The following is a 22,624-nucleotide window of genomic DNA, read 5'->3' on the forward strand; positions in this document are numbered from 1 at the left end:
CGTTATGGCTTTTATGGATATATTGACTCACGGAGCATTGTAAAGCATTCTATGCGGACGCGGAGCAAGCTCCGGGGAATGTACCCGTCCGAGATTCAACTCTTGCGACATCTTTCTTTTTCTCCGAAACAGAAATATCTCTGCAATCGTACCATACGCAGCAACGGGCTATAATGGCCCGTGCAAACTAAGCCTTTCCCTTTTTCGCTCCCCTGGGACGATGCCAGCGCGACGGCCACCAGTGTGGCGGCGCTCAACCCGGCTCCTTTAACTTCACAACACAAGCTTGTCGCAAAAAACGGGCACTTCCACGATGCCACCGGACGCCGCGTGCGCTTTGTAGGAATGAGTATCGGCGCTGCGGCGGCGTTTCCCCGTAAATCCGATGCGCCGAAGATCGCGGCGCGGCTGCATAAATACGGCGTGAATTTGGTGCGCCTGCATCACCTAGATGCACAGTGGGCCACTCCCAATCTCTTCAACAGCAAGGGCCGCTACACCAAAACTGCCACACTCGACCCGCAGAGCCTAGACTTACTGGAGTTCTTTATCGCCCAGCTCAAGAAAAACGGGATCTATGTGGATCTGAATCTTCACGTCTCACGCGAGTGGCTCCCCGGCGACGGATTCCCGCCAGGCAAGCTCCCTGAGTTAGGCAAAGTGGTGGCCTACTTCCATCCAAAAGCCATTGCACTCCAGAAACAGTTCGCGACGCAGATTTTGACCCACAAAAACCCCTACACGGGCCTGCCACTCGCCGCTGACCCCGTGCTTGCCCTTGTCGAGCTGAATAATGAGGACTCCCTTATCGGTTCCGCAGGGCAGGCGGAGGCACTGCCCGTGGCGATCCGTAAGCCGCTCGAAGACGGCTGGCGGGCTTATCTGGCGAAGAAATATGGCGTGACAGTCGCGCTGAAAAAAGCCTGGAGGGGCGGTAGTTCCCTCGGCCAGGAGCTACTTAAGAGAGGCCCAGGGGCTTGGATCGCCGAGATGCAAGAGCAGACGAAGCTTCTCGTGACGAGTGTCAGCGCGGCGGGACAGACCAATGCTCCTAGTGGCCCTGTTTTGCATCTGATTCCTCAGAAGATAGACACCACCAACTGGCATCTTCAGCTCCACCAGACGGGCCTAACTTTGGAGACAGGCAAGGCCTACACTGTCTCGTTTATGGCAAGGGCCTCAGCCCCACGAACGCTTTACGTGAACACGCGGCTGCACCAGGCCCCCTGGAGCATGGTCGGGCTGGACACGAGTGTCGGACTAGACACCCAGTGGAAGCGCTACACCTTTACGTTCGTCGCCAATGGTAGCGTCGTTCCTGGTCACTGTCGCCTCTCGCTCCTGCTGGGCGACAGCACAGAGACTGTTTTTCTCGGAGAGTGGAGCCTGCGCCTCGGCAGTGGTGGCACCGTGCTCACTCCCGGCCAGAGTATCGAGCGAGATAACATTGCGCTCGGGCAGGTCAGCGGCTCACCGGCGGGCGTGGACTACACCCACTACTTAATGGCCGTGGAAGACGCCTACTGCCGTGCGCTAAAGACGGCCATTGCCCAGACGGGCTGCACGGCGTCGGTGGCGTGCTCCCAAGCCAGCTACGGCGGAATTGCGGGGGCCTACCGAGAGTCTAAGCTCGACTGGGTAGACATGCACGCCTACTGGCAGCACCCTAGTTTCCCTGGGGCAGCCTTTGATCCCAATAACTACCGCATTGAGAATACCTCGATGCTCGCGGCAGGCTCAGGCGCAGGAGTTCTGGACGGCCTCGCCATGCACCGAGTAGCAGGCAAGCCGTTTACGGTCAGCGAGTACGACCATCCAGCCCCCAGTGAGTACAGCGCGGAGATGACGCCTTTGATCTTTGCCTATGCCGCTTGGCAGGACTGGGATGGTGTCTTTCTCTTCGCCTACGAGACCGACCGAAGCGACAAGATCACGGGCTTCTTTGACCAGCAGCTCCATCCGGCAAAGCTCGGATTCCTCCCTGCAGCGGCCTCGTTGTTCCTGCGGGGTGATCTTGCCCCCACCTCACTTGCAATCACGCTCACGGTGCCCATCGGCAAAGTTCCTGGCCTGAAGGGTCTGGGCACGGACTACGCCTTCTGGAGCCTGGCCCAGACCCGCTTCGTTCAAGGGAGCCTGAAAAATGCTCCCGAAAAGGCCGATGCCACTGCGTTTCTTACCCACCGCGCCTCGATTCGCTTCGAGAGTGACTCCGGCCCGCTCGCGCTGGGTGTGCAGAACCTTCTGCCTCCCCCCCTTTCCGCCCCCGGCTTTGTCTGGGATCACCAGGAGCAACAAGCGCGGGTGCACTCGCCGGCATCCAAGGCACTAATCGGGAAGCTGGGAGGGAAAGCGACCCGGGTTCCTGGCTTCGTCGCCGAGGTCGCCGCCTCTGTGCGTAACTTCGCCGTGTTGACGCTCACAGCGCACGACGGCAAGCCTACCGAGGAGTCTGCCGCACTGCTGCTCACGGCACTGGATAAAGCGGAGAATCCGGGGCTTAAGTGGAACGCGGAGCGCACGTTCGCCGCCGATGCCTGGAGATCTGGGCCAACGCAGCTCGATGTCCCCACTGCCACACTACAAATTGCAACCAAGCAACAAAATCTGACAGTCTGGGCGCTGGACGGCACCGGTCAGCGTGTGAGGCAAGTGCCCGCCACGCTGGAAAACGGCACGCTCACCCTTGCAATCGGCCCGGAGTACCAGACACTCTGGTACGAGATTGTGGCAAAGTAGCAACGACTGTGGAGAGACTTATCGCCCTAGTCGGGCCAACTGCGGTCGGAAAGACAGCAGTCGGGATCGCGCTTGCCGAACGTCTGGGCGGGGAGCTGATTAGCGCCGATGCCGTCGCAGTCTACAAAAAACTGGATATTGGCTCCGCCAAGCCCACCAAGGCCGAGCAAGCCCGTGTCCCCTTTCACCTCATTGATGTGGCGGAACCCGGCGATGACTTCACGGTCACGGACTTCGAGGATCAGGCAAGCCAGGCAATCACGCAGATTCGTGGACGTGGCAAGCTGCCGATTGTACTGGGCGGCACGGGGCTCTATGTCCGTGCCCTCACCTCGGCGCTCTCGATCCCGACCGTTCCCCCGCAGCCTGAGTTTCGAGCGGCGCGCTGGGCAGAAGTAGACGAGCACGGGGCTCCCTGGCTGCATGAGAAGCTCGCCGCCATTGACCCCGTGGCGGCGACAAAGATCCTGCCAGGCGATGGTAAGCGCATCATCCGCGCTCTGGAAGTCTTTGAAGCCACCGGCCAGCCACTGAGCAGCTTCCACACCCCTGAGGGGGTTCGGGGCATCTTAAAGCCTGGTGTGCAGATTATCGGGCTGGACCGCGACCGCGAAGTGCTCTACCAGCGCATCGAACAGCGCGTTGACCAGATGATGACGGAAGGCTTTCTTGAGGAGATCAAAGCGCTTCTCGCCTCGGGAATCTCGCCTGGCTCCAAGAGCATGGGAAGCCTGGGTTATAGACATCTGGTACAATTCCTGTGCGATGGTGTTACCTTAGACAATACAATCGCGATGATTAAGCGGGACACCCGGCGCTATGCCAAACGGCAGATTTCCTGGTTCCGCAACGATCCAGCCGTTCATTGGTTAATAATTCAAGAAGGCGAATCGGCAGAGGACATAGCCGAACGCTTAGAAATAGGGATATCCGTATGAATAAAACGCAGGCGCTTCAGGATCTCTTCCTGAATCAGGTTCGCAAGGAGAATATCGCCGTCACGATCTATTTGATGAACTCCGTACAGCTTCGTGGACACGTTCGAGGCTTTGATGCCTTTACGATCTTGCTGGAGTCGCCCGGTCGGCCTACCCAGCTTGTCTACAAGAGTGCGGTGACGAGTCTCGTCCCCATGCGCCCTGTGAGGCTGTACTCGGAAGGTGCACAAGGGGGCGAAGGCGATGCGGCTCCCGTGGAGGAAGCTGCCGAGTGACGGTTCGTTTTGTCAAGATGCACGGGATCGGCAACGACTTCCCGATTTTTGATCACACACAGCCCGGTGCCCCGTCGCTTGAGCAAATCAAGGCAGCAGCGGTGGCACTCTGTGATCGGCGCTTTGGCATCGGGGGGGATGGAACCATCTCGATCCTCCCCTCCGAAAAAGCCGACTTCGCCATGCGGATGTTCAACCCCGATGGCAGTGAGGCTGAGATGTGCGGCAACGGCATCCGCTGCTTCGCCAAGTATGTTTTTGACCACGGCCTGAGCGAGAAAACCGAGCTAACCGTAGACACCCTCGCTGGGATTATGGTGTTGATTCTGAGTGTGGAAGCGGGCAAAGTGACCCAAGTCAGAGTGGACATGGGCGAGCCGCGCCTAGAGCGTGCCCAGCTCCCCATGGAAGGCCCGTCGGGCCCGGTGCTCCACGAGCCCCTCAAGATCGGCGGCGAGCTTCTCTACATCACGGGCGTCTCCATGGGCAACCCGCATATTGTGTTTTTCCCAGAGCAAGCTACCGACGAGCTCATTTTGCGCATCGGGCCACAGCTCGAAAAACACCCGGCATTTCCGAGGCGCACCAATGTTCATGCCGCTCATGTCGTGGGTCGCGACGAGCTGGTGATGAAGATCTGGGAGCGCGGCGCGGGGCCCACGCTGGCCTGTGGCACAGGTGCCTGCGCGGTGGGAGTGGCGGCGCACCTCAACGGCCTCACGGGCCGCGATGTGCTCATCCACCTGCCCGGCGGCGATCTGCGTATCCAGTGGGGCATCAACAACCGCGTCTACATGACCGGCTCCGCCACCCTCGTCTACGAAGGCACCATAGAATTGTAACCGCCCCCGTTTATGGGGGCGCGTTCAAGGCGCTCAGCGAGACACTCTCGCCGCTGTAGAGCACACGCTCGAAATTCGCTTTCTTCTGCTCCCACTCCCCATCCAGCATCGCAAACCAGAGTGTGTCGCGGCTCTGGGCTTTGCTGATCATGTGCTGGCGGAAGCACCCCTCGTAGGAAAAGCCCAAGCGGCGAGCGGCGGCGGCGCTGGGCGCGTTGCGAGCGTTGCACTTCCACTCCACACGCCGGTAGTCGCAGGTTTCGAAGAGGTGCTTGAGCAGCAGGTAGATGCACTCGGTGTTGGTGGCGGTGCGCTGCGCTTTGGGTGTATACCAGATACTCCCCAGCTCCGCGACCCCATCACGCGGCTCGATACGCATCACGGAGAGCATTCCCAGAGCGGCACTGTCTGCGAGTCGTCGCACCGTGTAGGGCTGCAAGTCGCCGCGGCCTTGCAAACTTTCTAGGTACGCTCGAAACGCCGCCTCGCTTTCAAACGGTCCGTGAGTCATGTAGTCCCAAAGTGACGGCGTGTTCGCGGCGACAAAGAGTTCCAGACAGTCGTGCTGCACATGAAGGGGCACGAGGCGAACCCACTGTCCGGTGTGCTCGCAGTAGCCGGGAAGCTCCCAGGACTCCGTAAAAGGGGCAGTACGCATGGGTTATTTTACCGCCCGCGCTGCGACGATAAAATCACGTAGCCTCTGGGGGTCTTTCTTCCCCGGTTCGGCTTCCACACCCGACGATACATCCACGGCGTAGGGGCGCACAAAAGCAATCGCTTCGGCAATATTTTCAGGAGTCAGCCCACCGGCTAAGATCAACGGCTTGCCCTTCAAGAGGGATTTTGCGGCGACAGCCAGGCTCCAGTCGAAGGCGATACCCGCGCCGCCGAGAGCTTTCTCGTGGTAGGCATCCAGCAAGACGGCGCTCACCGGCTCGGCGGCGGCGCTTGCCACGGCGGCAAGACTGGCCCGGTCGCGCACCCGGACAACGCGGATGCAGCGGGAGTGCTCTCGGAGCGAACCATCGAAGAGCTGAAAGACATCACCAGAGTAGCCACACGCTTGCTCGGCAGTCTGGGCAACCACCACGAGAGGCAGAAAAGGAGGAAGCGCAGCACGGATGAGGGCGACAGTTTCCGGGGTGACGAAGCGCGGCGTGCCCGGCACGGCAATCACCCCCAGCGCATCCGCACCCAGCTCAGCGGCGAGAAGAGCATCGTCAACACAGGTGATTCCACAAATTTTGATGCGCATATTTAGATTTTACCCCCGCTTAAGCGAACTTACAGGTAAAATCGTGCCATGAAATGCCATTTCCTTCCTTTGACGATTCTTAGCCTAAGCCTGCTCACCACACCTCTGTTGGCCCAGGGGCCAACCCCGAGCCCGATTCTGCAGGATCTCGCCTGGCGCAGTATCGGCCCGGCGATCATGGGCGGCCGTATTGACGACCTCGCGGTGGTGGAGTCGGACTCCAAGACCTACTATGTGGCGACGGCAGCGGGAGGTATCTTCAAGACGACCAACAACGGAACCACGTTCGAGAGCATCTTTGATGGCTACGAAACCAGCAGTATTGGGGATATCGCCATTGCGCCCAGTAACCCGGACATTGTCTATGTGGGCAGCGGAGAGGCCAATAATCGCCAGAGCTCGTCGTGGGGCTACGGCATGTACAAGTCCGACGATGCCGGCAAGACCTGGAGCCATATCGGGCTTGCCAAGACCCAACACATCGGGCGTGTGGTGGTGCATCCCACGGATCCCAATACGGTCTATGCGGCGGCGCTGGGGCGGCTCTGGGGGCCTAATCCGGATCGTGGGCTCTACAAGTCCACCGACGGGGGCAAGACCTGGAGTAAGTCGCTGTTCATCAACGACGACACTGGGGTGACTGATGTCGCGATGGATCCTAAAGACCCCAACACACTCTACGCGGCGGCCTACACCCGGCGGCGATCACCGTTTGGCTTTGCAGGCGGCAGCACCGACGGCGGACTCTATAAAACCACCGACGCGGGCAAGACATGGAAGAAGCTCTCCGGTGGCCTGCCCGGCGGCGAAGTGGGCCGTATCGGGATCGCAATCTACCCGAAGAACCCCAAGATTGTCTATGTTACGTGGGAGAGCGATAACAAAGGCGGCACGCAGTCCGCATCGGGAAATGGCAATGTCTGGCGCACCGATGACGGTGGAGAGACATGGGACAAACGCGCCGCGACCAACCCACGCCCGATGTATTTCTCCCAGATCCGCGTGGATCCTAACGATGAGGACACGGTCTATGTTCTCGGTGTGAGCTCCTATGTCTCCGTGAACGGCGCCAAGAGCTTTGCCTCCCCTTTCTCTCGTGTCCATGCCGATGGCCACGCGCTCTGGATTGATCCGAAGGACTCGGACCACTTGCTGCTGGGCTGCGACGGAGGCGTCCAGGTGAGCTGGGATCAGGGCAAGACCTGGGACTACCTCAACCATATTGTCGTGAGCCAGTTCTACGAGGTGCACTACGACATGCGCTTCCCCTACCATGTCTATGGGGGTCTGCAAGACAACGGCACGTGGGAAGCCCCCAGCCGAACCCTCGATGCACGCGGTGTCACCAACGATGAGTGGCTCAATGTGGGCGGCGGTGATGGTTTCTACGCCCAGGCGGACCCGATCAACTGGCAGATTATCTACACCGAGAGCCAGGGCGGCGCGGTCGGGCGGCGCAACCAGGCCACGGGCGAGAGCAAGAGCATCAAGCCCCGCCCCGAGGGCGCAGGGGAACGGCTCCAGTTCGACTGGAACAGCCCCATTCTGATCTCGCCCCACAACCCGAAGAAGATTTTCTTTGGGGGCAACAAGCTCTTTATCTCGCTGGATCGCGGCGACACCTGGCGCAAGACCGATGATCTGACGACCAAGCCGGATCGCACGAAGCTGCCCATTCTAGGAAAGCCCGTGGGTGCCAGTACCCTCTCCGGCAACGATGGGCAGGATGGCTACGGCTATATCGTCACGATCAGTGAGTCTCCTGCCAAGGAGGGTGTCCTCTGGGCGGGCACCGATGACGGGAACGTGCAAGTCTCGCAGGACGACGGCAAGACATGGACACTTTGCAGTGTTCCCGGTGTCCCGAAAGGCACCTACGTCAGCCGTGTCCACGCCAGCCGCCACGCACCGGGCCGCTGCTACGTGAGCTTCGATGGTCACCGCAGCGATGACTTTACCCCCTATGCCTACGTGACCGAGGACTTCGGGGCGACCTGGAAGAAGCTCACCGGCGATCTGCCTGAGGGCGCAACCGTAAGCGTGCTCCGCGATCACCCCCGCACTCCAAACCTCCTCTTTTTGGGAACCGAGCGCGGGGCCTATGTCTCCTTCAACCGGGGCGGGAGCTGGGAGCGCTTTGAAAAACCCTTCCCCGCCTCGATCCCCGTGGACGATATCCAGGTTCATCCGCGCGATAATGACCTGATCTTCGCGACCCACGCCCGGGGCATCTGGATTCTCGACGATATCGGGCTACTGGAGGCCAAGGCCCAGAGCCTGGCTCCAGTGACCCTTGCGCCGCCCAAACCCGCAGTTCACTACCGAATCGCCAGCCGCAAAGCGACAACAGGGCATAAAATCTATGTCGCCCCGAACCCGAGCACGGGCAACTCCTTCCGATTCTATATCGCAGAGGGCGTGAAGGGCCCGGCAACCCTAGTCATCAAGGACAGCAAGGGTAAAGTGCTCCGAACCCTCAGCCAAGCGGAACCCTCAGCGGGCTGGAACGTGCTGCGCTGGGACCTGCGTGAGAGCCCCGCAATCGCACCGAGCGCCACCGCCAACCAGGGTGGCGGTGGGGGCTTTGGAGGGGGTGGCGGCTTTGGGGGAGGATTTGGGGGCGGAGGAGGAGCCACGGCCCCGCGCCTGCTCCCCGGCAACTACACCGCCACCCTCACGGTGGATAAACAGTCGTCCACGCAGGCGCTCACCCTCTACGATGATCCCCGCTCGCACCTGACCGACAAGGAGCGCCTTGAGGTGCACGACACCCTGGCCACCCTCCGCGACACCTACGGCGAGCTAGATGCCGCGCGCCTTGCCCTCACGGCAACGCGCACCGCACGGGAGAAAGAGCGCGACAAGGTCAAGGCGGACACGACCCTCAGTGAAAAAGACAAGGCGAAAGCGCTCGCCAAGTCCGAAGCCCGCCTGAAAGTAGTCACAGATCTCCTCGCCCAGATCTCTCCGGCGGCAGGAGCCGGAGGCCGTCCGGGTAGTGGTGGCCCCGGCGGCGGCGGACGCGGAGGGCAAGGCGGTGCGGCCAACCCGAACGCCGCAGGCAACCGGCGCACACCCGGCACGCTCCGGGGCAACGATCCTCAGCAGGGCAACCGTCCCGTCACCCCGCCCCCCACGGCAGTACCTACGGAAGGCGGCGGCGAGTCCACGGCAGAAGGCCAGCCCATTCCCCGCCCCACGCTCACCACTAATGCCCTGACCACCCGGCTTGCCCGCGCATCACAGAACATTGACGCGCTGGTCGAGCCGCTCAGCCCCGGCAACAAGAGCGAGGCGGAAGCGGCGATCAAGGCAGCGAAGAAAGTGATTGGCGAGGCCAAGAAGCTGAAATAAGGAGTTTGCGCAGCCTCCCCCGTTTTTCTGAGAGCCTCCCGAAACCTCGGGGGGCTGTTTTCTCTTCAGGGAAACTGCATCGCAACATCGGATATAGCCTCACCAATTAAAATTTTTCTATTTATTTTCTATAAAAGTCTATTTTTCATTGACAACCTAAATATTTCAAGTTAAACTTATTCCGTTGGAGAACAATAGAGTTCTCACCGATCACGAAACATAGATCGAATGGGCTATAGTGCCCACCTCTTCAGGGTGAAAACCTACCTCTTCAGGGTGAAAACCCATTTAAATATAAGGACTTAAAGATATGATAGCAACTTGGTTGCCAGCATTACTGGCACTCTCTTTACCACAGATTCAATCTGAAGCAAATTGTAACGGGGTCGTTTTACAGGGTGACGCAAATTATATTACTTGCCTTCAAGAATATATTGAGTTCGAAACGAACTGTGATGGCTTCTCAACAGAAACAGGTTCATCTGAAACATTTAATATTAACAGTTTAGCCAAACGTGCTTCGGGTAATTCAGAAGATTCAACATTCTATACTTTTGCTAGTGGCATCATACATATGGTTTGGTTTGATTCTGAGGATACAGATGCCCCAAAGCCTGGTCAAAATCAGATGCCTGAAACTATTTCTCTTTCTTCGTATGCTTCTGTCAGTGGAAATACTGCAAAAGAGGGACAATTAGCAGCTTCAAATGCCACATGCACAGGTGATCTGGTTATGGGATCCTGTTCTGGAGCAATTGGACATTACAATATTGCTCCCGAAGAACCCGATATTTCAACTTTAGGTCAAGAAATCCTTTTTGTTGAAAATGAAGAAGGCCCACCTATAGAAGTAGTCGTTTTCAACGCACCTATTTCAGCTAACGCTTCCATTTTCGACAATCCATCCGAATAAATGTTCATAAACATATGCAGGGGGTATCAATTGTTATTAACAATCCCCCTGTTTTAAGGAGTTCTCAAAAATGCAGTTAAACTTATTATTTATAACTTTCACATTACTCAATATAACCCCGAATCAATTAACAAGCGCGACAAACAACTTAATCCCTCTTGACATCGCAATAAACAATACATGCAAAAAATTCAACATTAATATATTATTTGAATATATTCTAAATAAAAAAATTACTCCAATACCAGAACATTTCAATTTAGAAGAATCTATTACCTGGATTAAAAAACAAACGGATACAAATTTTGAAAAATCAACAAATTCCTATATATTTTACAACAACAGTCACTCTGAATCACCAATAATATCAACATCACAAGCAATAGAATATACTCGCGAGTTACAAAAATGTCTAATAAATATAAAATTCCCTAAAATAATTAACACAGGAGGAAAATTAATAATTGCTAGTAATTCAACATTCAAAAAAATTGCATCAGATATACTTTTAAATAAGAAAGAAAATGAATCAGTCAATATTCTTTCAAGCACATTACCAGAACAAGTTTCAGGAGAACTTAAAGAGGTACTATTAACACGCTATTTTTCCACATTTAAATCTAAAACCACTACAAGAAATATAATTTTAGACTCAATCCAAAATGGACAGCTCTATATGACTGTAGGCAAGGATAGAATTACACTGTATTGCCCACAATACAAGATTATTATTACGGAAAATTCAAACTCCATAATTAGCAATAAAAACAAAGATGATTTCAATTCTATAGCTAATGATAAAAAAAATTTCAAACGCCCAGATCAAATCAACATGTCCTCCTTACAAGAGTTGATAACCAGTAGCAATAAAAAAACAAAAAATAAAAACTATTTAGATATATGCTACCATCACAATACCTACAACAAGGAAAACCCCGTAAACTACCTTCGTGGGGCAGGAAAAATATCAGGATTAATTTTTTCAGGAAATGAAATTACAACAATAACAAAACAATCTAATACAAATGAAATCTTTCCCACCGAAATCCAACAAGGTATTATGAATGCGATGCCCATAAGTTACTTTAGATTTATAAACTCGTTCAATGAAGAAGAGTCTAATAAATTTATGAGGATGCAAAAAATTACGAATTCGTTAAACATATTAAGGAAACGAACATTCAAACAAATTATAGAAATTATAAAACCAACCCAGGAGAATATCTATGCAGCAGATATTAGCATTAATGAAATAAACTTAATAAGTTCGATGATTTCAATTGACCTCCTATTGGAGATGCCACGTTATATTTCAGGCAAGATACCCTCTTTTTTAAGTGATATTAAATCTTCACACATAACAATTTCAATCAAGAAAAATACGTTTGACTTTACAATATCAGAAGGCCCTAACCGTCAAGGCTTGTCACTTTTTTTCGGAAATATACCTATTGAAAAATAGCGTTATTGTTTCTGGAGCATCGCCTTCACCAGCGCCAGAATTTCTGCGTTCTCATAGTACTTTGCCGTTTCCAGTGCCGTCGTGCCGTAATCGCTCTTGCGGCGCGGGTCGGCTCCCGCATCCAGGAGCGTTTTCACCACACTAGGGTTTCGTGTCTTGATGGCGGCAAAGAGTTGTGGATCGTCGCGGTGGCCTTTCTCGTTGGGATTGGCTCCCGCATTGAGTAAGACACGCATCAGCTCGGGGCGCTCGGCGAGAATCGCACAACCGAGCGGCGTGTACACACTTCCGCGCGAATTGGAGCGGGCATCACGATTCGCACCACTTTTGAGTAAGAGCGTAAGCAGAGGCTCACGGCCATTGGCCGGGCCGTACGCATGCCAGGAGGGTCGAGAAACGAACAGCATCCGGTCAGGCATACCGCCGATGGCGTGATGGAGCGGGGTGTAGCCCCCGTTATCGCGAGCGTTGACGGCTGCGCGCCGTGCCAGCAGGCGCTCGACAACGGGTACGTTTCCTAGCTCGGCGGCAAGATGAAGATAGGTGTAGTCGTTGGGGCCGGTAGCCTTGACATTTGCCGTGCCCGCCAGCCCCAGCGCTTTTGTCGTGTCCCCCAGCCAGAGCGCGTCCCAGAGATTCACGGGCGAGCCTTTCTGAAGGAGGCGCTGGGCGAGCGCCGGGGAGCAATGGTTGTACCAGAGGGCACGGGTTAGCGCCGTTCCGCCCACGGTGTCGGCAGGGCGCAGGTCGGCACCCGCTGCAAGGAGCCACTGCGCAGCGTCTTCGTGCTGCGCGGCGACAGCCTGCATGAGCGGGGTCATTCCCGACTTTGTCAAGCTATTGAGCGGTGTGCCCGCCTTGAGCAGAACATCCACCAGCCCCTTCACGGGTGCCCGGCTCGTGGGCGAGTGACCCTCCTGCCCGTACCCGACGGCATGGTGGAGCGCCGTCCAGCCTTGGGCATCTTTCTGATCGGGCTTGGCTCCCTTGGCGAGCAACTGCTGAGCGGACTTGAGATCTCCCCATGCCGCCGCTTCCAGGAGCGTTTTCGGAGGATCGGTGCGACGATAGCCTTGCATAGTTGGTTCCTTAACCTCTCCCCTGCCCCTCTCCCGGGCAGTCGTTCCGGGTGCCCTCTGGGCGTGGGAAAGGGGGACGGATCCCCTGGAATTCCCCTTTCCCAGCGAAGAATGAGCGCCCGGGAGAGGGGCTAGGGGAGAGGTTTATCCGTACGCACCGTTGGGCAAGAAGCCGAGCAGGCGCTTGCGGCGGGGGCTGGCATCTTTGTAGACATGCTCGGGCATCTGGTAGTTCATGAAGGGCGCGTACTTGTGCCCGATCAGCCGACGTGCGTAGCTCACTTGCGTGATGTAGCGCACGCGCTCCGAGAGATTGGGTGCGCCCCGGTGCCAGACCTGGTTGTTGAACAGCACGACACTCCCCGCCTTTCCGCAGGCGTAGACCGTTTTGTCCTCCCACTGCGTGCCCTCGATCACCGGCGGGCAGCGCTTGCCAAAGAGATGTGAGCCGGGAATAAGCTGCGTCGGGCCGTACTCGGGAGTCTCGACATCGGTGAGGTAGTAGTTGGCGGTGAAGAGCAGCACGGGGAGCTTGATGTTCGTGGGCGCGTCGCCGTGCGTCACCAGAAAGTGTGGGGAGTCGTCCTGGTGCCAGGTGGTAATCCCCTTACCCGACTGCACGCGGAAGCTGTTGTTGTGCGTGACGTGCGTCGTCTCCGCGATCAGCTTCTCCGCAAGTGTGACAATAGGCTCCAGATCAAACAGCTCAATATTGGTCGGGCTGACCTCAAACATCCGGTGGTGGAGCTGAATAATCCCCTCGCCTTCCTCGTCATTTGCTCTTAATGCCACGTCGAGGTCGTCGCGCATCCGGGCGCACATCTCAGGCGTTAGCACATCCTGCAACACGAGAAATCCATCGCGATGAAACTGCTCCACCCACACGTTGATCTGCGCATCCGAGACCACTTTGCCCGCTAGATACTCTGCCATCTTTTCTTACCTTTGTCGTTTTCCTTAAGCTTATATTATACCTTTCCCACCGTGTCTCTCTCTTGCAGTAAGGGACGGGTGAAGTTTTTCCATACTCAGCAGGAATACGGGGAAGCGATGCCGAATGTCTCAGCGTTAGTTTTACGATAGAAGGAGTCTAGTTTTGACGCGTCCTGTGTTAGTCTCGATGCTCGCCCTCACCTCATTTGCCGTTTCGGCATGGGGCCAGGGCACAACAATAGGAACCCTCTCGGTGGTTCGGCAGGTAGAAGTTACCCGCACCCGTGCAACCCCCGAGCTTCGGGACCGGGTCGAACGTGAGGTGGCGACGCAGGGTGAGAGTGTCTTTGACGAGCAGCTCATCCATACACTCAAGCGCTCCGGCGCCGAGGTAGTCTTCACAAACGGGAACACCTTGCGCCTCAGTGACCGCACCGAGGCCATTGTCCGCCCCGCCTCCGTCTATCTCCAGAGCGGCAAAGCGTGGATGCAGGCGGGCACTTCGTCGCTGACCATGACGACACCCACGTGCTCTTTAACGGCCAAGGATGCCACGTTTGAGGTGATTGTTGGAGCGGACAACACGCGCGTCTACTGCTACCGTGGCAGTGTTACTCTGCGCCGCGACTCCCGAAGCCTCGTGGTGAAGGCGGGCGAGTTTTCGGGGGTAACCTCCCGTGGCACCCAGGTCATCCTTGACGCGGCAACTGACACCCCCGGCGACCAACGTCCTAGCGATCAGGGCGGCTCACGCAATGCCTGGTGGGCGGATGTCGCCCGTGAGCGCGGCTTGCTCACTCTCCCGGGTAGTAGTGCGGGCCTTGCCATTCGCTCGTCGGCGCTTACGGAATCGTTACAGGCCGCTCTCAACATGCCTCCTCCTCCTGAGGATCTTGTCAAGAACCCTGCCGATAAGGCGCGGCTCCTGGCGCTCTCCCAGACCTCGGTCGTGCCCGCCATCGAGCGCACCCTGGCCACGGACCCGACACTGACTCTGAGTGGCTACCGCCAGACATTTGGCGGCGATGATCTCAGCGAGCGCTTTACTCTGCCCGGTGCGGACTTAAGCTTTCTGCGCAGCCACGGGATCGGCAATGTCGGAGAGCTCTTCGATGCCCTGAACGCCGCGGGTGCCACGTTCGGCGTGGATCTGCGCTCCCGGCGCACGGCTGAGGCCACGCGCTCGGTCTACCGTCCCTCTGCCTGGCAAGGTCCCAGTAATGTCCGTAAGCCGCTCTTCGATGGAGCAGTGCGCTCCAACAGCCTGATCCTCCTCGGAGCCGCGGCAGCGGTCGCGCTGGAGGGAAAAGTCCAGACCAGTGATATCGCCGCAGATGCCGAAGCCTTCGGTTTCACCGCAGACCCTCAGGGATTTGGGGGCCGTCTGCGCCTCTACGGCAGCCTAGGCAAGACCCGCTACCAGTTCGAAGGCAATGCGCTCCGCATCCTCTCCGGGTCGAATACTCAGGGCTACGATGCTCTCTCCGTGGCCTCAATGGAGCGTGAGATGAGTAAAGACCTGACCGTCTTCGCAGGCCGCCGTCGTTTTTACAGCGGTCCTGCGCTCCTGGCACTCAATCGCTCCCAGCTTGTCGGTGAGCGCTACAGCGCCCTGGGCGCGAGCGTGAACCGCAGCGGGATGCGTACCGAGGCGGCCTGGCTCTACGACTCCAACCCGGATGTGCGGGGTGCCCAGAGCGGGTTTGTCGCATCGTCAACGCGGCAAGTGGGCGGCGGCACGCTCGGAGCCCAGCTACTGCGGGTAGGTAGTCTAAATAACGGAACAGGCTACACCGTCAGCGGCTCGATGGCACTCTCACCCGGTGCAAATCAGATGGATGCCTACGGCGAGATTGGCGTCGCTCCCGACAAGGCAGGAATTGTGACCCTGGGCCTCTACTTCCCCTGGATCTATCAGGCCAGCGATCTGGATGTCTACGTAGAGTACTCCAGCCACGAAGGCCTAGGCTCCAGTACGACTCTCACCGCGAGCCGGGAGATGACCGGCGGGGCGAACCTGCGGGCGTTTGTGGGCAATGGGCAACGAACGTTACTCAAGAGCAACAACTTCTTTGGCGGGGTTGGGCTGAGCTACCCTCTCGGACGGCGCTAAAAAGAGGCAATCGAGCTTCAGGACTTCTTCACAATTGAGGCGTACACTCAAGATCACAGGAGGTTGGATATGATACCAGCAAAATGGCAAGTGATGGGTGGAATGGCTCTGGGAGCTGCTCTCACCATTGGTATGGCGGCGACGATGCAGCAGGCAAGTGCTCAGCAGACCAAGTCGGCTAAGAGCACAACATCTCGGTTGGCCGCTCAGGAGCTTCCGCCACCACCTCAGGGTGGCTTTGGGGGTCAAGGCGGCGGTCAGGGTGGCTTCGGTGGCCCTCCCGGCGGTGGCCAAGGTGGCTTTGGCGGACAAGGTGGCCCTCCCGGCGGTGGCTTCGGTGGAGGGGGTGGTTTCGGTGGCCAGGGCGGTGGCCGTGGCCAGGGTGGTCCCGGCGGCGGCATGATGGGAATGGGCGGCGGCGGTGCAAGCATTACTGCAACCGAGAAGCATGTCTATGTCCTGCGTGGAGATCAGCTTCTTCAGTACTCCGTGGACGGCCTGAAGCTGACAGCCAAGGCAACCTTGCCCAGGCCTGAAGGTGGCCCTGGTGGTCCTGGAGGACCAGGCGGCGGTAACTAAAAAAAACGCCCCCGGATCAAGCGATCCGGGGGCGTTTTTTGTTTGCGTCTCGCAGCTACATACGACGAACGCGTGCACTGGTGGGATCCTGCTGTGCCATCTCCGCCTGCATAAGCATGTTCTCTAGCTCGGTGCGGTTCATCGCGCGCTGGAGAGCCATGTCCTTGGTGATTAAGCCCTTCATGGTCATGTCCCGAAGACACATGTCCATTGTCTGCATCCCGATATTTCCCGATGTCTGGATCATCGAGGTGATCTGGTGCGCTTTGGCCTCACGAATGAGGTTGCGGATCGCGGGAGTGGCGATCATGATCTCCTGGCAACAGACACGCCCCCCACTAATACGGGGCAGTAGCTGCTGGGTGAGAACGGCGATCAGGTTGTTCGAGAGCTGGAGACGGATCTGCTCCTGCTGCCCTGGAGGGAAGGAGTCCACGATACGGTCAACGGTTGAGGCCGCTGAGTTGGTGTGAACGGTCGCGAACACAAGGTGGCCGGTTTCCGCCGCAGAGACCGCCAGAGACATCGTCTCAAGATCGCGCATCTCTCCCACCAGAATAACGTCTGGGTCTTCTCGGAGAGCAGCACGCAGGGCGTTGGCGAAGCTCTTGGTATCTTGGCCAAGCTCACGCTGGTTCACCACCGACATCTTGTGGCTATGCAGGTACTCAATCGGATCCTCAACCGTCAGAATATGCTCCGAGCGGTGAAGATTGATATCATTGACCATCGCCGCAAGCGTTGTAGACTTACCTGAGCCAGTAGGCCCCGTGACGAGAACCAGTCCACGAGTGTGGTGCGTAACTTTCTCAACAATCGCAGGCAACTGGAGCGACTCAAGGGTTGGAATCTTGGTGGGAATAGTTCGAAACGCCGCGGCGACCGTTCCTCGGTCACGGTAGAGGTTGACACGGAAACGGCAGGAACGTCCTAGCGCATAGGAGTAGTCCAGCTCCATCGTGGACTCGAACTTTTGGATCTGCTCATCAGTAAGGATATCGTAGTTGATACGCTGGCTGGTCTGAGGAGTAAAGGGCTCGTACGGCGCTTGCAACAGCTTTCCATCCACCCGAATGACGGGCGGAAGGCCTGAGGCGATATGCAGATCCGAGGCACCTTTTGTCTCATAAACCAGGTGCAGCAGCTCGTCAATATGCGCGTCTTCCAGCGAGCGAAGTCGCCCGCCCCCCGCCCCGACCATGCGCTCTGGCTGGGGGATTTCTTCAGGTCCCGTGGTTGACATAGATTTATCCTTCTCCGGCAGTAAAGACGACGCGGCGGACTTCCGGAATATCGGTGATCCCGCGCAAGATTTTAATCAGACCGTCCTCACGCATCTTTTTCATTCCGCCCCGGGCCGACGCGTCGGTAATATCACCCAGTGGTGCGCGACGGACAATCAGGTCGGCAATCTCATTGTTCATGGTGAGCATCTCATGAATACCAGTACGGCCCTTATAGCCCGTCTCGCCACAGACATCACAGCCACGCCCTCGGTACAGAGTCACCGGCTGATCAAGGTCGGTTGGTCCCAGATCAAACTCAACCATAGAGTCATAGACAGTCGGCTTGCCGAAGTTAAAGGGCAAGAGATCCCGGGTAGTTCCCTGGTAGGTCTCTTTACAGCTCGCGCAGACCGTTCGGCCAAGGCGCTGAGCAAGAATACCAATCAGGGTTGCAGCGATAAGAAACGGCTCCACTCCCATGTCCGCCAGACGCATCGTGGCTGACGGCGCATCGTTGGTATGGAGGGTTGAGAGAACAAGGTGCCCGGTAAGCGCCGATTCAATCGCGATATCAGCCGTCTCCAGGTCGCGCATCTCCCCCACCATGATGATGTCCGGATCCTGACGAAGAAAGCTTCGGAGGGCGTTGCCAAAGCCCAGACCCGCTTTTTTATTGATCTGAACCTGAGTCACTCCCATCAGCTCATACTCGACCGGGTCCTCAACGGTGATGATATTTCGCTCGATCTTGTTGAGCTTGTGCAGCACCGAGTAGAGCGTGGTAGTCTTGCCCGATCCCGTTGGCCCCGTCACAATAAACATACCGTTGGGCTGCTCGACGAGCTGCTCCAGCGGCAGCATGACCTCGGGGCGGAAGCCCAAGCGCTCCAGACCGATCTGGGTCGAGGACTTATCAAGAATACGCATGACGATCTTCTCGCCGTACATCGAAGGCAGACAGGAGACCCGCATGTCGTAGTCTTTTTTATTGTGCTGCAGACCAATACGACCGTCTTGGGGAACGCGGCGCTCAGCGATATTCATGTCCGACATAATCTTACAGCGCGCCGTCACCGAGTTCTGGATGAGCTTAGGAATCGCCATCACCTCGCGCAGAACACCGTCAATGCGGAAACGAACACGCATGCTACGACGAAACGGCTCCATGTGAATATCAGACGAGCCCATCTCAATGGCCTGCGAGAGAATGGCATTGACCATCTTGATGATGGGGGCCGCGTCAGAATCGTCCCCCTCCACACCGATCTCATCGTCTTTGCCACCCCGGCGCTCGTTCTCCAGCCCTTTGGCGAGCATTAAGATCTCGCCGAAGTTCCCGTTGTTCGCGGGCCCAGATGGTGCGACAGCCCCACCGGAAGTGGGTGTGATTGTGCCGAAGTTCTCCTTGATAGCCGCCTCGATATCACTAGGCGCGGCCACTAGGGCGCGGACGATCGGCACACGTGAGGCGACTTTAATGTCGTCTATCGCGGGGACATTACGTGGATCCGCAATAGCAACGTAGAGGGTTTGACCGTCTTTCCGAACAGGAATCGCCTTGTGCCGCATGACGACATTCTGCGGGACGACATTGAGTGCGGAAGACTCTGGTTTGTGCTTTGTGATATCTACAAACGGAAGTCCCTCAGACTCCGCCCAACACTTGTAGACATCTACCTCCATCGCAAAGCCTTTATCAATAACGGCCTTACGGAGATCCCCTCCCGCAGCCTTGGCTTCTTCTAACTGGGCGGCGGTAACAAACTGTTTCTCTAAAAGAATGTCAGCAAGACTTTTTCGTGCGAATGCCATTTGAGTCAACCCTCCCCGAAGTGACCGCTCCTACAGGAACGGATAATGATGCCAGCGATACCCCGAAAAAATCTCGGATCAGTCGCGGTGACGGGTATGCTCTTGTGGTATGAAGCGTGCCGTTTCAACACTGAAATTTGTACTCTCAACCCTACTCCCGCCGAAGAAAACTTTTGTCTTGTCGTGTGGTTGCACGACAGATAGCCGATTATAACACAGTGCGGTTTTCCAGCGCAATTCAAACAATTGTTCACAGCGATATTGACAGATAGATCAGACGCCGATATGATAGTGACGATATCACCGACTCTTTCTATCGGCGACAATAAAAATCGGGAACTCAACAGATCGTGTTCACGTTTACTAAGAAGACAGACTACGCCCTCCTGGCGCTTTGCTACCTGGCAACAGAGAGCACGGAGCGCCTCACGGGGCCCCGTGAGATTGCACAGCGCTACGAGATTCCTGCCGAGCTCCTTGCGAAAGTGATGCAGACCCTTGCAAAACGGCGGCTCATTCTCTCGGTGCCGGGCCCGACGGGTGGCTACCGACTAGGACGAGAAGCGGCTAAGATCTCGATTGCGGAAGTGGTCGAGGCAACCGATGGCCCCCTCGCAATCGCACAGTGCTGGGAAGAAGCGGGCCTCGATGGTTGCCAGCAGTCACGTAACTGCCACCTGCGCGGCCCTCTTGCTCAAATCCAGGAGCAGATGGCTGAGATACTGCGTCAGATGACCCTGGCCGATCTGCTTACCCCAGAGCCGCTCCGTGGGAAGCGATTTGAGAACACGCTGCCACTGGTGATGGCCCAGAAATAAAAAATATTATGAGTGTCAAACTACCTATCTATCTAGACAATAACGCCACCACGCGCACCGATCCCCGTGTGGTTGAGGCGATGCTTCCGTACTTCTCCGAGATCTATGGCAACTCCGCCTCACGCAGCCATAGCTTTGGCTGGGCCGCAGAGGATGCCGTCGAGAATGCCCGTGGACAGCTCGCTAAAGTCATCGGAGCTGATCCCAAAGAGATCATCTTTACGTCAGGAGCTACGGAGTCGAACAACCTTGCAATCAAGGGAATTGCGGAGATGTACGCGGAGAAGGGCGACCATATTATTACGGTCGTCACCGAACATAAGGCCGTTCTTGATACCTGCAAGCACCTTGAAAAAGACGGCAAGAGTGTTACCTATCTTAGCGTGGGCTCCGATGGGCTTATTAGTCTCGACGAGCTAAAAGCGGCGATCACCGACAAAACCATCTTAGTCTCGGTCATGGCTGCCAACAATGAGATCGGGGTCATTCAGCCCATGAAAGAAATTGGCGCGATCTGCCGTGAGAAAGGCATCTTATTCCATACCGACGCCGTCCAGGCCTATGGAAAAATCCCGCTGAATGTGAATGACCTGAATATTGATCTGCTCTCGTTCACCGCACATAAGATCTATGGCCCCAAGGGAATCGGTGGCCTCTATGTTCGCCGCCGCAACCCCCGTGTCAAGCTCACGGCCCAGATTGACGGTGGCGGCCACGAGCGCGGCTTCCGCTCGGGCACTCTTAATGTCTCGGGCATTGTCGGTTTCGGGAAAGCCGCCGAGCTACTCATGGAGGAAATGGCCACCGAGACCGAGCGCCTCGTGGCTCTGCGTGAGCGCATGACCCACAAGATCATGGACGCCTGCCCAAGCTGCTACATCAACGGCCACGCCACCCAGCGCCTCCCTGGCAACCTTAATATCAGCTTCGAGTTCGTCGAGGGTGAGAGCCTGCTCATGGGGCTGAAAGATGTCGCACTCAGCTCCGGATCCGCGTGTACGTCGGCCTCTCTGGAACCGAGCTACGTGCTCAAGGCCATGGGCCTGGGCGATGAGCTCGCGCATAGCTCATTACGCTTTGGTATCGGGCGCTTCACAACCGAAGAGGAAGTGGACTGGGTCGCCCGAAAAGTCGTCAGCGAGGTGGATCGCCTGCGCGAGATGAGTCCACTCTGGGAGCTACATCTTGAGGGTGTGGATCTCTCGACCGTCAAGTGGAACGCGCACTAAATTTTGTGGGAGTCGCGGAGCGACTTTTTGGCGCGAAGCGCCTGTAGACGCCGATTTGAATCGGCGGGAGAAAAATAAAATGGCATACTCTGAAAAAGTTATCGATCACTACGAGAACCCACGCAACGTGGGCTCGTTCGACAAAAACGCGGAAGACGTCGGTACTGGTATTGTTGGTGCCCCTGAGTGCGGCGACGTGATGAAGCTCCAGCTTCGCATCAACGAGCTGGGCATTATCGAGGACGCGAAGTTCAAGACGTTCGGCTGTGGCTCCGCTATCGCCAGCTCCAGCCTCGCCACTGAGATGGTAAAGGGCAAGACCCTGGACGAGGCGATGCAGATCAAGAACACGGATATTGTCCAGGAGCTCGCGCTTCCGCCCGTGAAGATTCACTGCTCTGTTCTCGCGGAAGATGCCATCAAGGCCGCTATCGAGGACTACCGGACCAAACAAGCTCTCTCAATTAAGTAAAATCCATGGAAACGATCCCGACAACCGACCCTATCGTCATACTAACCCCCGCGGCAGTGAAGGCGGTCAAACGCCAGGCAAAAAAAGCGGGACAGGAAGACGCTTTTTTGCGCCTGGGCGTGCGCGGGGGCGGTTGCTCGGGGCTTTCCTACGTGATTGACTTCGAGCGAGACCCCGACCCTGAGTTTGACATGCTCTATCAACAAGAAGATCTCGGGGTAGTGGTAGATATTAAGAGCGCGAAGTTCCTCAAAGACACGACCCTTGACTACGACATCAAGAACCTGATGGAGGGCGGCTTTGTCTTCGCGAACCCGCAGGCCGTGCGCTCCTGCGGCTGCGGCACCAGTTTCACTGCCAAGTGATGATGCCTGAATTTAGTGATGATGCCTGAGTTTTTAGACCCGACTGCCTCGTACTTCGAGATTCTCGGCGTGAAGACGGCGGCAAGTGACTTGGAGATATCGGCACAGTTTCGCACCCTCTCGCGGCGTTTTCATCCGGATCGCTTTGCCGCCGCCACTGCCGAGACCCAGGACGACGCGCTCACCTCAACGGCGCTTGTCAACGATGCGTACCGCA

Annotated in this window: 20 protein-coding genes; 14 read left to right on the forward strand and 6 right to left on the reverse strand. The window is 56.7% G+C overall.

Annotation, left to right across the window (positions count from 1 at the left end; translation table 11 throughout):
- The first annotated feature begins 180 nt into the window (after window positions 1-180).
- From ACH2ED_RS11020 to dapF, 4 genes are read left to right on the forward strand one after another with little or no spacing between them, the layout of a single operon-like run.
- On the forward strand, window positions 181-2,739 hold the full coding sequence (locus ACH2ED_RS11020) for a carbohydrate binding domain-containing protein (RefSeq protein ID WP_395090989.1): 2,559 nt from the start codon (window positions 181-183) through the stop codon (window positions 2,737-2,739).
- An 8-nt stretch (window positions 2,740-2,747) separates the two neighbouring features.
- A complete protein-coding gene (miaA, locus tag ACH2ED_RS11025; protein WP_395090991.1) occupies window positions 2,748-3,677 on the forward strand; it encodes a tRNA (adenosine(37)-N6)-dimethylallyltransferase MiaA in 930 nt (309 codons plus the stop codon).
- Entirely contained in the window at window positions 3,674-3,952 is a 279-nt protein-coding gene (gene hfq / locus ACH2ED_RS11030) for an RNA chaperone Hfq (RefSeq protein WP_309695500.1), read from the forward strand. Before miaA ends, hfq begins: the two co-directional genes overlap by 4 nt.
- Before the next feature lie 17 nt (window positions 3,953-3,969).
- A complete protein-coding gene (dapF, locus tag ACH2ED_RS11035) occupies window positions 3,970-4,794 on the forward strand; it encodes a diaminopimelate epimerase (RefSeq protein ID WP_395091019.1) in 825 nt (274 codons plus the stop codon).
- Window positions 4,795-4,804: 10 nt separating this feature from the next.
- On the opposite strand, the gene ACH2ED_RS11040 is transcribed toward dapF, so the two are convergent.
- Window positions 4,805-5,452 (reverse strand): GNAT family N-acetyltransferase, encoded by a 648-nt coding sequence (locus ACH2ED_RS11040; protein WP_395090993.1) that lies wholly within the window; start codon window positions 5,450-5,452, stop codon window positions 4,805-4,807.
- Window positions 5,453-5,455: 3 nt separating this feature from the next.
- Complete coding sequence (locus ACH2ED_RS11045; RefSeq protein WP_395090994.1) at window positions 5,456-6,052, reverse strand: N-(5'-phosphoribosyl)anthranilate isomerase; 597 nt, start codon at window positions 6,050-6,052, stop codon at window positions 5,456-5,458.
- 48 nt (window positions 6,053-6,100) lie between these two features.
- Between ACH2ED_RS11045 and ACH2ED_RS11050 the strand changes: the two genes are divergently transcribed.
- The 3 genes from ACH2ED_RS11050 to ACH2ED_RS11060 all read left to right on the forward strand — a co-directional run bounded on the left by ACH2ED_RS11050 (window position 6,101) and on the right by ACH2ED_RS11060 (window position 11,781).
- Window positions 6,101-9,406, forward strand: a complete 3,306-nt coding sequence (locus ACH2ED_RS11050; protein WP_395090996.1) for a WD40/YVTN/BNR-like repeat-containing protein — start codon at window positions 6,101-6,103, stop codon at window positions 9,404-9,406.
- Between the two features lie 310 nt (window positions 9,407-9,716).
- On the forward strand, window positions 9,717-10,319 hold the full coding sequence (locus ACH2ED_RS11055; RefSeq protein WP_395090997.1) for a hypothetical protein: 603 nt from the start codon (window positions 9,717-9,719) through the stop codon (window positions 10,317-10,319).
- 70 nt (window positions 10,320-10,389) lie between these two features.
- Window positions 10,390-11,781: a hypothetical protein gene (locus ACH2ED_RS11060; protein ID WP_395090999.1), complete on the forward strand. Its 1,392-nt coding sequence runs from the start codon at window positions 10,390-10,392 to the stop codon at window positions 11,779-11,781.
- A 2-nt stretch (window positions 11,782-11,783) separates the two neighbouring features.
- Here ACH2ED_RS11060 and ACH2ED_RS11065 read toward each other — a convergent pair whose 3' ends face one another.
- The gene (locus ACH2ED_RS11065) at window positions 11,784-12,860 is read right to left on the reverse strand and encodes an ankyrin repeat domain-containing protein (RefSeq protein WP_395091000.1); all 1,077 of its coding nucleotides are present in this window, start codon (window positions 12,858-12,860) and stop codon (window positions 11,784-11,786) included.
- Window positions 12,861-13,004: 144 nt separating this feature from the next.
- Window positions 13,005-13,793 (reverse strand): phytanoyl-CoA dioxygenase family protein, encoded by a 789-nt coding sequence (locus ACH2ED_RS11070; protein WP_395091002.1) that lies wholly within the window; start codon window positions 13,791-13,793, stop codon window positions 13,005-13,007.
- A 163-nt stretch (window positions 13,794-13,956) separates the two neighbouring features.
- Between ACH2ED_RS11070 and ACH2ED_RS11075 the strand changes: the two genes are divergently transcribed.
- Window positions 13,957-15,906: a FecR domain-containing protein gene (locus tag ACH2ED_RS11075; RefSeq protein WP_395091004.1), complete on the forward strand. Its 1,950-nt coding sequence runs from the start codon at window positions 13,957-13,959 to the stop codon at window positions 15,904-15,906.
- 69 nt (window positions 15,907-15,975) lie between these two features.
- Window positions 15,976-16,485: a hypothetical protein gene (locus ACH2ED_RS11080; protein WP_395091006.1), complete on the forward strand. Its 510-nt coding sequence runs from the start codon at window positions 15,976-15,978 to the stop codon at window positions 16,483-16,485.
- Window positions 16,486-16,540: 55 nt separating this feature from the next.
- Here the strand turns inward: ACH2ED_RS11080 and ACH2ED_RS11085 are convergent, their stop codons facing one another.
- On the reverse strand, window positions 16,541-17,728 hold the full coding sequence (locus ACH2ED_RS11085) for a type IV pilus twitching motility protein PilT (RefSeq protein ID WP_395091007.1): 1,188 nt from the start codon (window positions 17,726-17,728) through the stop codon (window positions 16,541-16,543).
- A 4-nt stretch (window positions 17,729-17,732) separates the two neighbouring features.
- Window positions 17,733-19,523, reverse strand: a complete 1,791-nt coding sequence (locus ACH2ED_RS11090; protein ID WP_395091008.1) for a GspE/PulE family protein — start codon at window positions 19,521-19,523, stop codon at window positions 17,733-17,735.
- 350 nt (window positions 19,524-19,873) lie between these two features.
- Here ACH2ED_RS11090 and ACH2ED_RS11095 point away from each other — a divergent pair, with 350 nt between their 5' ends.
- The 5 genes from ACH2ED_RS11095 to ACH2ED_RS11115 form a co-directional block, all read left to right on the forward strand.
- A complete protein-coding gene (locus ACH2ED_RS11095; RefSeq protein WP_395091009.1) occupies window positions 19,874-20,341 on the forward strand; it encodes an RrF2 family transcriptional regulator in 468 nt (155 codons plus the stop codon).
- Between the two features lie 8 nt (window positions 20,342-20,349).
- Entirely contained in the window at window positions 20,350-21,570 is a 1,221-nt protein-coding gene (locus ACH2ED_RS11100) for an IscS subfamily cysteine desulfurase (protein WP_395091011.1), read from the forward strand.
- Between the two features lie 79 nt (window positions 21,571-21,649).
- Window positions 21,650-22,042, forward strand: a complete 393-nt coding sequence (iscU, locus tag ACH2ED_RS11105) for a Fe-S cluster assembly scaffold IscU (protein ID WP_395091013.1) — start codon at window positions 21,650-21,652, stop codon at window positions 22,040-22,042.
- A gap of 5 nt (window positions 22,043-22,047) precedes the next feature.
- Window positions 22,048-22,407, forward strand: coding sequence for a HesB/IscA family protein (locus ACH2ED_RS11110; RefSeq protein WP_395091015.1), 360 nt, complete (start codon window positions 22,048-22,050; stop codon window positions 22,405-22,407).
- 18 nt (window positions 22,408-22,425) lie between these two features.
- Window positions 22,426-22,624: DnaJ family molecular chaperone (locus tag ACH2ED_RS11115; RefSeq protein WP_395091017.1), on the forward strand; the 199-nt coding region annotated here is incomplete at its 3' end.

It is taken from the genome of Armatimonas sp., assembly GCF_043757465.1.
Taxonomy (GTDB): domain Bacteria; phylum Armatimonadota; class Armatimonadia; order Armatimonadales; family Armatimonadaceae; genus Armatimonas.

Coding starts and splice junctions, on each gene's coding strand:
- hfq (WP_309695500.1), top strand. CDS start 3,674: ATGAATAAAACGCAGGCGCTTCAGGATCTCTTCCTGAATCAGGTTCGC.
- ACH2ED_RS11070 (WP_395091002.1), bottom strand. CDS start 13,793: ATGGCAGAGTATCTAGCGGGCAAAGTGGTCTCGGATGCGCAGATCAAC.
- ACH2ED_RS11065 (WP_395091000.1), bottom strand. CDS start 12,860: ATGCAAGGCTATCGTCGCACCGATCCTCCGAAAACGCTCCTGGAAGCG.
- ACH2ED_RS11040 (WP_395090993.1), bottom strand. CDS start 5,452: ATGCGTACTGCCCCTTTTACGGAGTCCTGGGAGCTTCCCGGCTACTGC.
- ACH2ED_RS11080 (WP_395091006.1), top strand. CDS start 15,976: ATGATACCAGCAAAATGGCAAGTGATGGGTGGAATGGCTCTGGGAGCT.
- dapF (WP_395091019.1), top strand. CDS start 3,970: ATGCACGGGATCGGCAACGACTTCCCGATTTTTGATCACACACAGCCC.
- ACH2ED_RS11045 (WP_395090994.1), bottom strand. CDS start 6,052: ATGCGCATCAAAATTTGTGGAATCACCTGTGTTGACGATGCTCTTCTC.
- ACH2ED_RS11110 (WP_395091015.1), top strand. CDS start 22,048: ATGGAAACGATCCCGACAACCGACCCTATCGTCATACTAACCCCCGCG.
- ACH2ED_RS11055 (WP_395090997.1), top strand. CDS start 9,717: ATGATAGCAACTTGGTTGCCAGCATTACTGGCACTCTCTTTACCACAG.
- ACH2ED_RS11100 (WP_395091011.1), top strand. CDS start 20,350: ATGAGTGTCAAACTACCTATCTATCTAGACAATAACGCCACCACGCGC.
- ACH2ED_RS11060 (WP_395090999.1), top strand. CDS start 10,390: ATGCAGTTAAACTTATTATTTATAACTTTCACATTACTCAATATAACC.
- iscU (WP_395091013.1), top strand. CDS start 21,650: ATGGCATACTCTGAAAAAGTTATCGATCACTACGAGAACCCACGCAAC.
- ACH2ED_RS11090 (WP_395091008.1), bottom strand. CDS start 19,523: ATGGCATTCGCACGAAAAAGTCTTGCTGACATTCTTTTAGAGAAACAG.
- ACH2ED_RS11085 (WP_395091007.1), bottom strand. CDS start 17,728: ATGTCAACCACGGGACCTGAAGAAATCCCCCAGCCAGAGCGCATGGTC.
- ACH2ED_RS11050 (WP_395090996.1), top strand. CDS start 6,101: ATGAAATGCCATTTCCTTCCTTTGACGATTCTTAGCCTAAGCCTGCTC.